Raw genomic sequence first — 12,657 nt, 5'->3', positions numbered from 1 at the left:
AGGAATCCAGCCCTGCAACCGGGCCTGCCCCCTATTATAGCACCTTTGGCCCCGGTGCGCACCGGGCAAAACGATCGCCCTGTTCCGTCCGGGCGGCGGAACAGGGCGATATGATCAATGCCGGGAGAATCCGATCGGGCGGCGGGCCGGCCAGGGGCAGGCACGCCACTGACCGCCGGGGCGTTCTCCACCGCCGGCCAGCAGATTGGTGGCGGCATCCGCCAGGCTGGTCAGATAGCTGTCCGCATAGCCATCGCCGCAGAGCATCTTCCACATCAGGCCGCCGAACAGATAGGAGCAGGCAAACTCCCGCCAGCCGGTCAGTTCCCCGGCGGCTTTCTGGGACAGTTCCCACAGAATGCCCACCGCTTCGTTTTCGGTGAGCCAGCCCAGGTAGGCGCCCCAGCGGGTGAGCATGGCCGCCCGGCCCACGTCCCAGCCGGTCATGAAGGCGGGGGAATACTGTTCCCGGTACCGCTGGGCAAACCGCCAGGCGCGGGCAATGTTCTCCTGTTCCTCCTCATCCTCGTCACCGTCCAGCAGTTCCTGGGGCGAAGCGGCTTCGGCGTACAGCTGGTAGCGCAGGGTGTAGCCCTCCTGGCTCAGATAGCGCAGCATTTCCAGCAGTTCGCCCCGGCCGCTGATCCCCCAGGAGCTGCGCACCAGCGAGGCGATCTTTTGTTCCAGTACCGGCAGATGTTCTTCCACGCTCAGGCTGTCCAGGTCGTGATCGTTGAGCAGGGAGATGATGCCGGACAGCAGAATGCCGAACCGCTCCCACCGGTCCCGGTCGCTGCCGTAGGAGACCGGTTCCGGCTCGGGCAGCGCATCCAACCGGGCCATGGTGTCTTCCAGCAGGGTGTACAGTTCCTGTTCCCGCGCTTCGTCAAAGGGCCGGTCCTCGTACTCTTCTTCGTCATCCATGGACAGGGTTTCCATGGCGGCCATCAGCACCCCCATATCCTCCCCGAGCAGCTGGTCCATCATGAAATTCAGGTTTCCCATGGCGGCTTCGGCTACCTTTTGATCCACCATCTGCTGTAGCTGCGCCTGGTCGGCGGCCAGCCGGGCCATCTCTTCCGGGCCGAAGGTCTGCCCGAGAATCTCCACCTGAGGCGCCGGCGAAGGTTCGGGTGCGGCGGCGGGCTCATCCGGCTGTTCCGGTGCCGGGGCAAGCGTTTCTGTTTGCTTTTCCAGATTCTCCAGGCTCTGGTGCAGGTCTGCCAGGGCCTTCTCTTTTGCCGCCTGAGCACGGCGGGTGATCGCATCCAAATCAAACATACGGGGCTTCCTCCGTTATTTCTTGGCGTAGCGGTTTACAAAAAAGTCGGTAAAGGCGGCCAGTTCCTCTTCCTGGGACACGTACACATACAGGCTTTCGTCCTCCAGCCAGTCATAGGCGTTGATGGCAATGTAACCTTTCCGGTCCGGGTAGATGGTAAAGGCATCGGTGGGGTATTTCATACGGACAGCCTTCAAAATCTCGTCCCGGCGGTACCAGGTGGGCTGGCCAACGCCGGACAGATCCGGCACGGTGGGCACCACCACGATGGTCTGTTCGGTCTCGTTCCAGCCCACCAGCAGATTGCCGATCTTGGTTTTGCTGCCATGTACAAAGCCATAGTTGAAGCGGCTCACGTCCTCGGTATAGCCGAAGATCAGCCGGTAGCGGTCGCCGTCTTCCACCACGCTGTTGAACAGCTGCCGCATCCGGTGGGCGTTGGCGTCGCTTTTAGCCTGGTCCACCTGGGGCCCCTTGAACAGATTGCTGAAAAATCCCATATCCGGTTACCTCCTGTATTTTGTTTGGTTTTATGGTAAGGCGGCCATGCCGCCGCGGAACCGCGCACTTTAAAGATCATTTATAGATTTTGTTTTTATTGTGGTGAAATGTTTGCCCGGAGCCGGGCAAAGGCTCCGGGCAAACAGGGCGCATATCAGGCGCGCATTTTTTCCATTGCGTCCACCAGGGAGTTGATCTGGAACTCCACCGTAGCGTCGGCGGCTTCGGGCACCAGCAGAGGCAGACTTTCCGGAATAGCCCGGCGCATCACCATCATGGCCAGGCACAGGTTGGTAAAGAGGGCTACCTGTTCCCGGTCGGCCCGGACGCCAAACACCTCCAGAATATCGCCGAACAGACGCAGCTGCCGATGCCGGAAGGTGGCATAGCTTTCCGGCGAAAGGCGGCGGAAGATCTTTTGCTGTTCTTCCACCGTGAGTACGGCAATCCCGTGCTGTTCCCCGTAGCAGCAGCTGTAGAGAAAGCGGTAAAAGGCCTCCCGCCAGCTCAGCGCCGGATCGCCGGCCAGGCGGCGGGCAAATTCCACTATGCGGGGCTGCTGGTAGTACAGGCTTTCCACGATCAGGTCTTCCTTGGTGGGAAAGAAGCTGTAAAAGAAGGTGCGGGAGATACCCACTGCCGTGTAGATTTGCTCCACCGTGGTGTGCTGAATCCCCTGACGGCTCATCAGTGCCAGACCAGTGGTTACCAGCTCCTGCCGGATACGCTGCCGTTCCTCCTGGGAATAGGCCACCTTGGGCATGTGCGCGTCTCCCCTTTCCCGTTCATTAAATACAGATTTTACAAAGTATATTTATTGTAGCATGCCTGCCGGGGCAATACAAGAGAGCCGGCGATAAATACACAAAGGCTGGAGCATCCTGCACCCCAGCCTTTGTATAATGTACACGGCTTATTCCATGGCAGAAAAGCGCACAGTCACATCACCTTTACCCAATGCTTCTTTCCAGCCGGTCAGATCCTCGATATGCCCCAGCGGCGTATAGCTCCAGGAATTGCTGCCGTAAAACAAAACAATCTGGTTTCCGTTATACAGCACAATGTCACCGGTCTGCGTGGTCAGCTGCCGGTCATCGGCAGGCAGATTCTCGCCCAGGCTGCCCACCTTTTCAAATCCGCCATAGTCCCGCAGCTCCACGGTGACCGCGCTATCCGCTGCTCGTTCCGCCAGGGCACGGGCGGCCGCATTGTTTTCCCAGCGGGCGGTAAAGGTCTTGTCGCCAATCTGCACAAGCAGTTTCATTTCGGTCTCCTCCTCCGATACATCGGCAGCGCTCTCCGGCGATGACTGTTCCATTGACGAAGAAACTTCAGCAAGGGCGGGCAGAGTGCTCGCGCTGTCCGCGCAACCTGTCAGAAAAACCAGCGCCGCCAGGCTTATGGCAAACCATTTTCTCAGCTTCATCCTTTTCCCCCATTTCTTCTCCTACTACTATTATAGAGAGGGTGCGTTCCCGCCGCAAATACTTATAGCAAATGCCCGGCTATGCTTTTCACCTATAGATGCAGCGTGGTATACTGAAACCAGGTATCCTTTTGCACCAGGGAGGTATTTGCCATGGAATTCCGTGTACTGCAATATTTTTTGGCTGTAGCCCGGGAGCAGAGCATCTCCGGCGCGGCTCAGGCGCTGCATCTGTCCCAGCCCACCCTGTCCCGGCAGCTGAAAGAGATGGAGGAAGAACTGGGCAAACAGCTGTTCATCCGCAGCAACCGGAAAATCACCCTGACGCCGGAGGGCATACTGCTGCGCAGCCGGGCCGAGGAAATTGTGCGGCTGATGGAAAAGACACGGGAGGAGATCTCGGTACCGGACAAGGCCATTGCCGGTACCATCTGCATCGGTGCAGGCGAAAGCGGATCGGCACATTTTCTTGTGCGCGCGGTCCAGGCATTGCAGAAAGAACATCCCGGAGTACATTTTCATATTCACAGCGGGGATAAGGCCACCATCACCGAGCAGCTGGATCAGGGACTGATGGATTTTGGGCTGGTATTCGGCGAGGTGGATGCCTTCAAGTACGAAGCCATCCCGGTTCCCTACTCCGACCGTTGGGGTGTGCTCATACGGCAGGACAGTCCGCTGGCCGGACTGGAGCAGATTCGCCCGCAGGATCTGCGCGGCGCACCGCTGATTTTGTCCCGCCAGGAGATGAGCGAGTTGAAGCTGACCCCCTGGTTCGGCCGCAAAAGCGGAGAACTGAATGTGGTGGCCACCTACAACCTGCTGTTCTATGGAGCACTGATGGCCCGGCAGGGTATGGGCTACACCTTATGCCTGGACGGCATTCTGGACACGCCGGAAACCAGCGGGCTGTGTTTCCGGCCGCTGTTCCCGCCGGTGGAGGCAAAAATGAACCTGATCTGGCGTAAAAACCGGCCGCTGACCCAGGCGGCTGAACTGTTCCGCGACAAGATTGAAGAGCTGGCATAAGAGGCAGAAAAGCGGGGCTGCATGGCAAAATGCCATGCAGCCCCGCTTTCTTATATATGTTCGTTTTTAATCAGGAGCGGGCCATCTTTTCCGCCATCTTCTGCGCAATCAGAATCAACGCAATGGCCGCCACAGCCAGAATGGCGGAGCCGATAAAGCCCAGCGTATACTGGCCGGTAGTGTCGTAGAAGTAGGCGCTGATCTTGGGACCCACAAAGGCGCCGATGCCGTAGCCGATAAAGATCAGGCCGTAGTTGCGGTTGTAGTACCGGGAACCGAAGATCATGCGCACCATCGGTGCGAATACCACCAGCAAACCACCGAAGGAGAAGCCCACCAGCACCACACAGACGATGAAGAAGGGCAGGCTGGTAGCCTGGGTGAGCATCAGCATGGATGCACCGTTGATGAGCATCAGCAGGATCAGGCTCTTCCAGCCCTTGAGGATGTCATAGATAAAGCCGAAGCCGATCCGGCCGCACATATTGGACAGGGTCATGATGGAGACGCACAGGGCCGCGGTCATGGCGTCCTGGCCCACCTGACGCTGGGCAATGGGGCTGGTGAAGGAAACCATCATGGTGCCGGCGGCATTCGCAAAAATGAACATGACCAGCAGCACCCAGAACACCGGGGTCTTGACCATCTGGCCCAGGGTATAGTCACGGGTGTGCAGCACCTTGGCCTGGCTTTCGGAAGGCTTCCACCCCTCCGGCAGCCAGCCCTCGGGACAGGGCACGATCATCCAGGCCACGGCGCCCACGCCGATCAGGAACACCACGCCCAGAATGCGGCAGGTCATCTGCGCGCCAAAGGTGTCGATCAGGGCCTGGGCAACAGGGCTCATGATGAAGGGACCGCAGGAGGCGCCGGCCTGCACCAGACCGGAGATGGAGCCGGAGCGGTCCGGGAACCACTTCAGCGCGGTGGGCAGGCAGGCGGGGTAGATCATACCGCCGCCCGCACCGGCCATCAGGCCGTAGAAGATGTACAGCTGGGGGATGCTGGCGGCAAAACCGGTGAGGAACCAGCCGCCCGCAAACAGGCACAGGCCGATGTAGATGGTAATGCGGGGGCTGAGCTTTTCGGCCAGAGAACCGCCGATGAAGCCCACAGCGCAGTAGGTGAACATATAAATGGTATACGCCAGCGCAAAATCCGAATCGCTCCAGCCGAACTGGGTAGTCAGCGGAATGCAGAACAGGCTGAAATAGGCGGTGGCGGAGGTGAACAGGCTCTGCAGCCAGACACCGGCAAATACCCGCCAGCGGGTTGCTTTGGTAATTGTCATGATTTTGAATCTCCTCTCAGGTTGTCAGATTTTCCTGGCGGTGCCGTTCTTCCAGAACGGCCATAATGCCGTCGTATTCTTTGTCCAGACGGTAGCGGATCAGCAGGAACAGCAGCGCGGCAAACACCACCAGCGGGGCCGCGTAGAACATGATCCGGATACCCTGCATGGCGGACTCGCTCTGAACGGCCAGGGAGCCGTCGTAGCCAAACGCCCCCAGCACCCAGCCGATGCAGGCCAGCGCAAAGGCGGAACCGAATCGTACCCCCAGCGATGCGGCGGAGTAGACAAAGCCTTCCGCCCGTGTGCCGGTACGGTATTCGCCGTATTCAATGCTGTCGGCAATCATACCGAACTTGGTGGCCGAGATGCAGGCCACACCCATGCCCCGTATGGTCAGGGCCACATACATGAGCAGCAGCGAACGCTCCGCCGTAAAGATCAGCAGCAACTGGCCCAGCAGACCCAGGCCGGCCCCGCCGTACAGCGCCACGTTCCGCTTGCCGATCTTCTGCACGATCGGGATAATCAACAGCGGCACCAGAATCGAGGCGGCGGTGGAGCACATCATCATAGCCCGGTTGCGCCCTTCCTCCTGCATGATGTACTTGGCAAAATACAGGTTCATGCCATACAGGCTGGTCATGGCGGTGTAGAAGATGTTGACCAGCAACATGATGAACCAGTATTTATTGGCAAACAGGATGCGTACCCCCTGTGCCAGCGAAAGCGAGGTGCGGCGGCCGGTCTGTTGTTCCCGCACGCCGGAGCCTACCCGTTCCTTACAGCCCAGGAAGGTGATCAGGAACAGTACCACCGATACCAGGCCCACCACCAGGAATGTTTTCTGCCAGCCGGCCGCGCCGCCGCCCAGCCACTCCACCATATCCGGTGCGTAGGAGCTGATCAGGAACACGCCCAATGCCCCCAGGCTGGCCCGGCTGATGGACAGAATGGCCCGCTCGTTCTGCCGGTTGGTCATCACGCTGCTCAGCACACCGTAAGGCACGTTCATGGAGGTGAAGAACACCGTGGCCATCAGGTTATAGGAGATAAAGGCGTAGATGGCCCGGCCGATTTCCGGCAGATCGGGCACGGTAAAGAGCATCACGCTGCCCGCGCAGTACGGAATCAGCATCCAGAACAACCAGGGCCGGGCTTTTCCCAGCGGTGAATGCACATTCTCAATCACCACGCCCATGAGCATGTCGGAGATGCCGTCAAAGATTTTGCTGAACAGCAGGATGGTACCCACCAGACCCGCGCTGATGCAGGCCACATCGGTGTAGAAGAAAACCATATAGGAACCGATGGCCCCGTAGATGAAACAGAAGGACAGATCCCCCAGCCCGTAACACAGGTATTCCCCGAAACCGATCCGGTCAGACTTGGGCCGGTTGTGGTACGAAAAGCTGAAATTCCCCATCACACACCCGCCTTAGCACTGCAGGGTGCCCAGGTCCAGCGCCACGTCCCGGCCGTTGAATTTGCCGGCAGCCCGGCTGGTGCCCATCCAGTAGACCATGTCGGAAATATCCTCCACATCCAGGAAGGGCACACCGGCGTACATCTCTTTATAGTCCGCAAAATGCTTGCCGGTAAGCTCGTTGATGAACTCCACATAATCCTGGGTTTCGCACATGGGGGTTTTGACCTTGGTGGGGCACAGGGCGTTGACGATGATGCCCTTGCTGCCCACTTCCTTGGCCAGGGTTTTGGTCAGGCCCAGCACGCCCCACTTGGCCATGCAGTAGGTTGCCAGCTTGGGGGTTCCGTACAGGCCGCTGGTAGAGGAAATGTTGATGATCCGGCCGAAGCCCTGCTTGAGCATGTACTGCACCGCGTACTTATCGGTGCGCCAGGTGCCGATCAGGTCAATGTTGATGACCTTTTCCACCTGCGCGTCGGTCAGTTCCCAGGTATTGCCGAAATTGATCACACCCGCGTTGGCGATGACCACATCCAGACGGTCGAACGTTTTCCAGGCGGAGGCAAACAGCGCTTCCATATCCGGCGTGCTGCACACATTGGCCTTTACCGCCAGCACCTGGGCACCCAGTGCTTCCAGCTCCCGGATAGTCTCCTGGAAGCGGGGATCCTCCGGCTCCAGCATATCGGCCAGAACCACATCAAAACCATTTTCTGCATATTTTACGGCATGCGCCCGGCCCTGCCCCATAGCGGCGCCGGTAATCAGCACAACCTGTTTTTCCTGACTCATTGTTTTCTCTCCTTCACGCAGCATTGTCCAAAGCATAACGTTGTTTAATTAACAACCCAGGGCAAATAGAGGGATCCTCCCCCGGGGGCCCGCCGGTGAGAGGATCTGTCCATTTCCGCCGTTCATTATAGCGATTCAAGGGATTTTAAGGTCAAGCAGATATACTGCACAAAAAAGCAGCGATTATCTTGTCGCTTTTAACAAGACAATCGCAGCTTTTGGATGGATGTTTAATCCGCCGATATGGGAAACCACACAATATGCCAGTTGAAATATTCGTCCTCCGGTTTGGTCATGCAGACTACCTGCGTAACCACGTCCCCCGCCAGGGTCAGGCCGTTCCGGCGCAGATACTCCAGCCCACCCTGCAGATTTTCCAAGGACAAATACCGGCTGGAACGGGACTGCACACAGGTATGTACGCAGGGACAGGGCGGATAATACTGCACCGGACCGCCGGGTTGAACCTGCAGAAATTCGGCGTACTCTTCGTTCAGCCCCATGCCAAATTCAAAGCGGGAATCGCCTTCCCGTATGTTTTTTTCATAAAAGACCGCGCAGGAGTAGACAAAGGGCTCCTTCTCCACCCAGTCCGCAATCAGATCCAGTTGGGCCTTATCCTTGAACAGGGTATAGTTTTTCTGGGTATTAATGCGGTAAATGCCGGGCCGCTGGGCAATTTTATACTTGCCCAGGCTGTTGTGTGCATCCAGAATCATCTGCTGGCTTTGCCGGATCCGCTTGAGCAGGTTCATCTGATAGACAATCTCCCGTTCAATGGCTTTCTCCTGATCCTGAAGCCGCCCGCTGATGGGCGGCAGTTCCCGGCTGCGGAACAGCTCGCTTACCTCCTCCAGCGAAAACCCGTATTTCTGATAATGGCGGGCCCGCAGCAGCATATGGAAGTCCCAGGTACTGTAGTATCGATAGCCGCTTTCCGGATCACGGATAGGCCGTATAATATCCCGGCTTTCATAATAGCGTATCGCCTCGGAGGAGATCCCCAAAAGTGACGCCATTTTGCCGATGCTGTATTTCTGATACATCCGATCCTCTCCCATCTCTCAAAGGGGTTGAAGCTTTTGGGGCGATCCGCCTTGGATCCAGTATAGCACAGCCACTGCTTTCTTCGCTAATCTGCCTGCAATTTTCTGATAAAAAGGTTTTTTCCTGGAGGCTGATCTTCTTTTTCTTGCGTCTTATTGTGTTATATGCACAAAACATTTTCGTTTTATTCTCAAAAACAGCCAATCTCAGACAAAAACAAATCAAAAAATTGAAAAATCGCGTCAGAAGAGTAAATTTACCTTTTCTGAATGGCATGGTAGGATTTAGCCATGGAACGATGGAACGTGCGAGACGTTCCCGCAAAAGAGACAATATCAAAAGGAGGAATTCGCAATGAAAAGATGGATCGCGCTGGCCCTGGTGCTTGTGATGGCATTCTCCCTGGTTGCCTGCGGCAGCACTTCATCCAGTCAGCCCGCCGCCGGCAGCGGCGAGACCGGTGGTGAGGACCTGCCTGTACTGAAGGTAGCGGTCATGCCCTTCCTGAACACCCTGCCCATTGTGTACATGATTGAGAACGGGCTGGATGTGGCCAACGGCTTCAAGATCGAAACGGTCTACTTTGCCAACGGCACTGCCATGAACGAGGCGCTGGCCGCTGACCAGTGGGAAGTGGGCACCCTGAGCGCCGCCGCTGTCAACTCTCTGGCCATCTACGGTGCCTACTGCATCGCCGACATCGGCCACTCGGAGGGCGGCCTGTACACCCTGTGCAAATCCGACTCCCCCATCGCCGCGGTCAAGGGCGCCAATCCCTCTTACCCCGACGTGTACGGTGACGCCGACAGCCTGCGCGGTGCGGTGATCGCCACCCAGACCGGCACCATCTCCCACCTGAACGTGAACAAGTGGCTGGAAGTGCTGGGCCTGACCCCCGACGATGTGGAACTGGTCAGCATGGACTTCCCCTCCGCTTACCAGGCGCTGAAGACCGGCAACTGCACCGTGGCCGCTCTGAACCCGCCCACCTCCTACACCGCTGAGGCCGAAGGCTACGTGGTAACCTCCAGCCTGACCACCCTGGGCGTGCCCCAGTACGACAGCATCATCGTTTCCAACAAGGCGTTCAATAACCGCCGTGATGTGCTGGTGAACTATGTAAAGGCCTTCTTCCAGGCCACCGACGCCCTGCAGGCCGATCCCGAGATGGCCACCCAGATGCTGTACGACTGGTACACCGAGAATGGCAGCGAGACCACTTTGGAAGCCTGCGCCACCGAGGTAGAGACCCGTCCCTTTGTGACCAGTGAGGAAGCCAAGACCGTGACTATCGGCGAATCCGTTGAGGTTACCGGTGAGTTCTGGGTTTCCCAGGGCCTGCTGGAAGAGAGCAAGTATCCGGAGATCGCCACCCATGTGGACGACTCCATCGTAAAGGAGGCCCTGGGCTTCTAAGCCTGCGGTCCGGCCGTATGACCTGAAAAGGCAGAGGGCGGCAAATGCCGGGACTTCCCGCTGCATTTGCCGCCCCTTTTTTTCCGAAAGGAGAGGATATTCCTTGAACGAATACGCCATCCAGAAACGCAAAGAGCGTATCAAGTTCACCATTGTATCGGTGATCTCTCTGTGCGTGTTTTTCGGCGTGTGGTACGTATGTACCGCCGTGCTGCATCTGAAGCCTGACTACGTGCTGCCCAGCCCCGTACAGGTGGTAAAGGCATTTATCCAGAAACTTACCGAAACCAATCCCGACGGTGCGACCCTGTTTGGCCATATTGCCGCCAGCCTGCAGGTAGCTTTGACCGGTTATCTGCTGGGGGCCATCGTGGGGGTGCCGCTGGGCATCGCCATGGCCTGGTTCCGCCGGGTAGACCTGTTCGTTACCCCGCTGTTTGACCTGATCCGCCCGGTTCCCACCATCGCCTGGATTCCGCTGATGATCCTGTGGTTCGGCATCGGCCTGGGGGCCAAGGCCGCCATCATCTTTGTTTCTGCCTTTGTGCCCTGTGTCATCAACGCTTACGCGGGTATCAAGCAGACCAAGCCCGTGCATCTGTGGGTGGCCCAGACCTTCGGCGCATCCCGCCGGGAAATGCTGTTCACGGTGGCTATCCCCACCGCCCTGCCGCTGATCTTCACCGGTCTGCGTATCTCTCTGGGCACCGCCTGGATGACCCTGTGCGCCGCCGAGATGCTGGCTTCCAACAAGGGCCTGGGCTACATGATCCAGCTGAACCGCAGCCTGGCCCGCGCCGACCTGATCGTGGTGGCCATGCTGACCATCGGTCTGATCGGCACCATCTTTACGGTGGGTCTGAATGCGCTGGAGAAAAAATTTGTTAAGGGAGGCCGCCGCGGATGAAAAAGAAACGTTTTGATCCGGAAAAAACGATCTATGCGGTTGTGGCCATCGGCTGTTTCTTTGTGCTGTGGTGGTTTCTGACTACCTTTACCCCGGTCAAGAACACCACCCCCGATCCCATCGCGGTATTAAAACTTCTGTTTGAGTCCTTCTACACCCCCATCGGCAGCAAGGTCATCACCGGCCATCTGCTGGTAAGTTTGCGGCGTGTGCTGGTCGGCTTTGGCGTGGCCACTGTGCTGGGCATCATCCTGGGCATTGCCATGGGCACCTCCAAATGGGCTTCGGCCATCTTCAAACCCATCTTTGAGCTGCTGCGCCCCATCCCTCCCATCGCCTGGATCTCGCTGGTTATCCTGTTCTTCGGTATCGGCGAGACCTCCAAGTACATCCTGTGCGGCATCGGTGCTTTCACTAACGTGACCCTGAACGCCTACACCGGCGCCCAGAGCGTGGACCCGGAACTGGTAGGCTGCGCCCGGATGCTGGGCACCAGCGAGCGGGACATCTTCTTCCGGGTTGTGCTGCCCTCCTGCACGCCGCAGATCTTTGCGGGTATGCAGGTGGCGCTGTCCACCAGCTGGATGGCCGTGCTGGCCGCCGAGATGGTGGGCGCCCAGGAAGGCTGCGGCTGGATGATCCAGCGCGGCAGCGATACGCTGAACATCACACTGGTCATGGTGGGCATGATTGTGATCGGCCTGGTGGGCATGCTGCTGGCCACCCTGATGCGCGCTATTGAGAGGAGGCTGTGTTCGTGGAACATCATGGAGGGGTAAACAAGACACCCATCATTTCGCTCGATCATGTGAGCAAGACCTATCTGAGTGTACATAAAACCAACGAAGTGGTGCGGGACGTGAGCCTGGACGTGCAGGAGAACGAATTTGTAGTTCTGTTCGGGCCCGGCCAGTGCGGCAAGACCACCCTGATCAACCTGATCGCAGGGCTGCAGCTGCCCACCTCCGGCGAGGTGAAGGTGGACGGCAAAACGGTCACCGCCCCCGGCCCCGACCGGGGTGTGGTCTACCAGACCACCGCGCTGTTCCCCTTCTGCACCGTGATGGGCAATGTGGAATTCGGCCCCAAGAGCCGCGGCATCCCCAAGAAGCAGCGGCGGGAACGGGCCCAGTACTTCATCGACCTGGTGGGCCTGCAGGGATTTGAAAAGAGCTTTCCCAACCGGCTGTCCGGCGGCATGCGGCAGCGCGTGGGCATTGCCCGCGCCTATGCCAACGATCCCAAGGTCATGCTGATGGACGAGCCTTTCGGCCATCTGGACGCCCAGACCCGCTACATGATGGAGGCGGAACTGGAGAAGATCTGGCAGAAAGAAAAGCGCACCGTCGTCTTCGTGACCAACAACAGCGAAGAGGCTGTCTATCTGGCCGACCGGATCATCATTCTCACCAACACCCCCACCCGCATCAAGCACGAGATCAAGGTAGATCTGCCCCGCCCCCGGGTGTATAGCGATCCGGCGTTCCTGGAGATCCGCCGCCAGATCGAAGAGATCTGCGACGATACGCTGTAAGGA

General features: G+C 58.2%; 13 protein-coding genes. 5 read left to right on the top strand and 8 right to left on the bottom strand.

The window, feature by feature from the left end; all coding sequences use genetic code 11:
- Positions 1-114: 114 nt before the first annotated feature.
- The 4 genes from B5E65_RS08905 to B5E65_RS08890 all read right to left on the bottom strand — a co-directional run bounded on the left by B5E65_RS08905 (position 115) and on the right by B5E65_RS08890 (position 3,047).
- Positions 115-1,281 carry a DUF1266 domain-containing protein gene (locus B5E65_RS08905; RefSeq protein ID WP_087171422.1) on the bottom strand — a complete coding sequence of 389 codons (1,167 nt, stop codon included), beginning with the start codon at positions 1,279-1,281 and terminating at the stop codon, positions 115-117.
- Between the two features lie 15 nt (positions 1,282-1,296).
- Positions 1,297-1,782 (bottom strand): hypothetical protein, encoded by a 486-nt coding sequence (locus B5E65_RS08900; protein ID WP_087171421.1) that lies wholly within the window; start codon positions 1,780-1,782, stop codon positions 1,297-1,299.
- Between the two features lie 155 nt (positions 1,783-1,937).
- On the bottom strand, positions 1,938-2,546 hold the full coding sequence (locus tag B5E65_RS08895) for a TetR/AcrR family transcriptional regulator (RefSeq protein ID WP_087171420.1): 609 nt from the start codon (positions 2,544-2,546) through the stop codon (positions 1,938-1,940).
- Between the two features lie 150 nt (positions 2,547-2,696).
- The gene (locus tag B5E65_RS08890) at positions 2,697-3,047 is read right to left on the bottom strand and encodes a cyclophilin-like fold protein (RefSeq protein WP_242957513.1); all 351 of its coding nucleotides are present in this window, start codon (positions 3,045-3,047) and stop codon (positions 2,697-2,699) included.
- A 315-nt stretch (positions 3,048-3,362) separates the two neighbouring features.
- On the opposite strand from B5E65_RS08890, the gene B5E65_RS08885 reads away from it, so the two are divergent.
- Entirely contained in the window at positions 3,363-4,238 is an 876-nt protein-coding gene (locus B5E65_RS08885; RefSeq protein WP_087171419.1) for a LysR family transcriptional regulator, read from the top strand.
- A gap of 70 nt (positions 4,239-4,308) precedes the next feature.
- Here the strand turns inward: B5E65_RS08885 and B5E65_RS08880 are convergent, their stop codons facing one another.
- The 4 genes from B5E65_RS08880 to B5E65_RS08865 form a co-directional block, all read right to left on the bottom strand.
- On the bottom strand, positions 4,309-5,529 hold the full coding sequence (locus tag B5E65_RS08880) for an L-lactate MFS transporter (protein WP_087171418.1): 1,221 nt from the start codon (positions 5,527-5,529) through the stop codon (positions 4,309-4,311).
- Between the two features lie 16 nt (positions 5,530-5,545).
- Positions 5,546-6,955 carry an MFS transporter gene (locus tag B5E65_RS08875; RefSeq protein WP_087171417.1) on the bottom strand — a complete coding sequence of 470 codons (1,410 nt, stop codon included), beginning with the start codon at positions 6,953-6,955 and terminating at the stop codon, positions 5,546-5,548.
- Between the two features lie 12 nt (positions 6,956-6,967).
- Positions 6,968-7,750 (bottom strand): SDR family NAD(P)-dependent oxidoreductase, encoded by a 783-nt coding sequence (locus tag B5E65_RS08870; protein WP_164488809.1) that lies wholly within the window; start codon positions 7,748-7,750, stop codon positions 6,968-6,970.
- A gap of 230 nt (positions 7,751-7,980) precedes the next feature.
- Positions 7,981-8,796, bottom strand: a complete 816-nt coding sequence (locus B5E65_RS08865) for a MerR family transcriptional regulator (protein ID WP_158098550.1) — start codon at positions 8,794-8,796, stop codon at positions 7,981-7,983.
- 355 nt (positions 8,797-9,151) lie between these two features.
- Between B5E65_RS08865 and B5E65_RS08860 the strand changes: the two genes are divergently transcribed.
- The 4 genes from B5E65_RS08860 to B5E65_RS08845 all read left to right on the top strand — a co-directional run bounded on the left by B5E65_RS08860 (position 9,152) and on the right by B5E65_RS08845 (position 12,654).
- On the top strand, positions 9,152-10,213 hold the full coding sequence (locus B5E65_RS08860) for an ABC transporter substrate-binding protein (protein ID WP_087171414.1): 1,062 nt from the start codon (positions 9,152-9,154) through the stop codon (positions 10,211-10,213).
- A 103-nt stretch (positions 10,214-10,316) separates the two neighbouring features.
- A complete protein-coding gene (locus tag B5E65_RS08855) occupies positions 10,317-11,120 on the top strand; it encodes an ABC transporter permease (protein ID WP_207754122.1) in 804 nt (267 codons plus the stop codon).
- Positions 11,117-11,899: an ABC transporter permease gene (locus B5E65_RS08850; RefSeq protein ID WP_087171412.1), complete on the top strand. Its 783-nt coding sequence runs from the start codon at positions 11,117-11,119 to the stop codon at positions 11,897-11,899. The genes B5E65_RS08855 and B5E65_RS08850 overlap by 4 nt, the downstream gene beginning before the upstream one ends.
- On the top strand, positions 11,878-12,654 hold the full coding sequence (locus B5E65_RS08845; RefSeq protein WP_087171411.1) for an ABC transporter ATP-binding protein: 777 nt from the start codon (positions 11,878-11,880) through the stop codon (positions 12,652-12,654). The genes B5E65_RS08850 and B5E65_RS08845 overlap by 22 nt, the downstream gene beginning before the upstream one ends.
- The last annotated feature ends 3 nt before the right edge of the window (positions 12,655-12,657 follow it).

The organism is Gemmiger sp. An120 (genome assembly GCF_002160955.1).
GTDB lineage: Bacteria > Bacillota > Clostridia > Oscillospirales > Ruminococcaceae > Gemmiger_A > Gemmiger_A avium.
The sequence above is the reverse complement of the archived record's forward strand: the minus strand, read 5'-3'. Positions and strand labels throughout refer to the sequence as shown.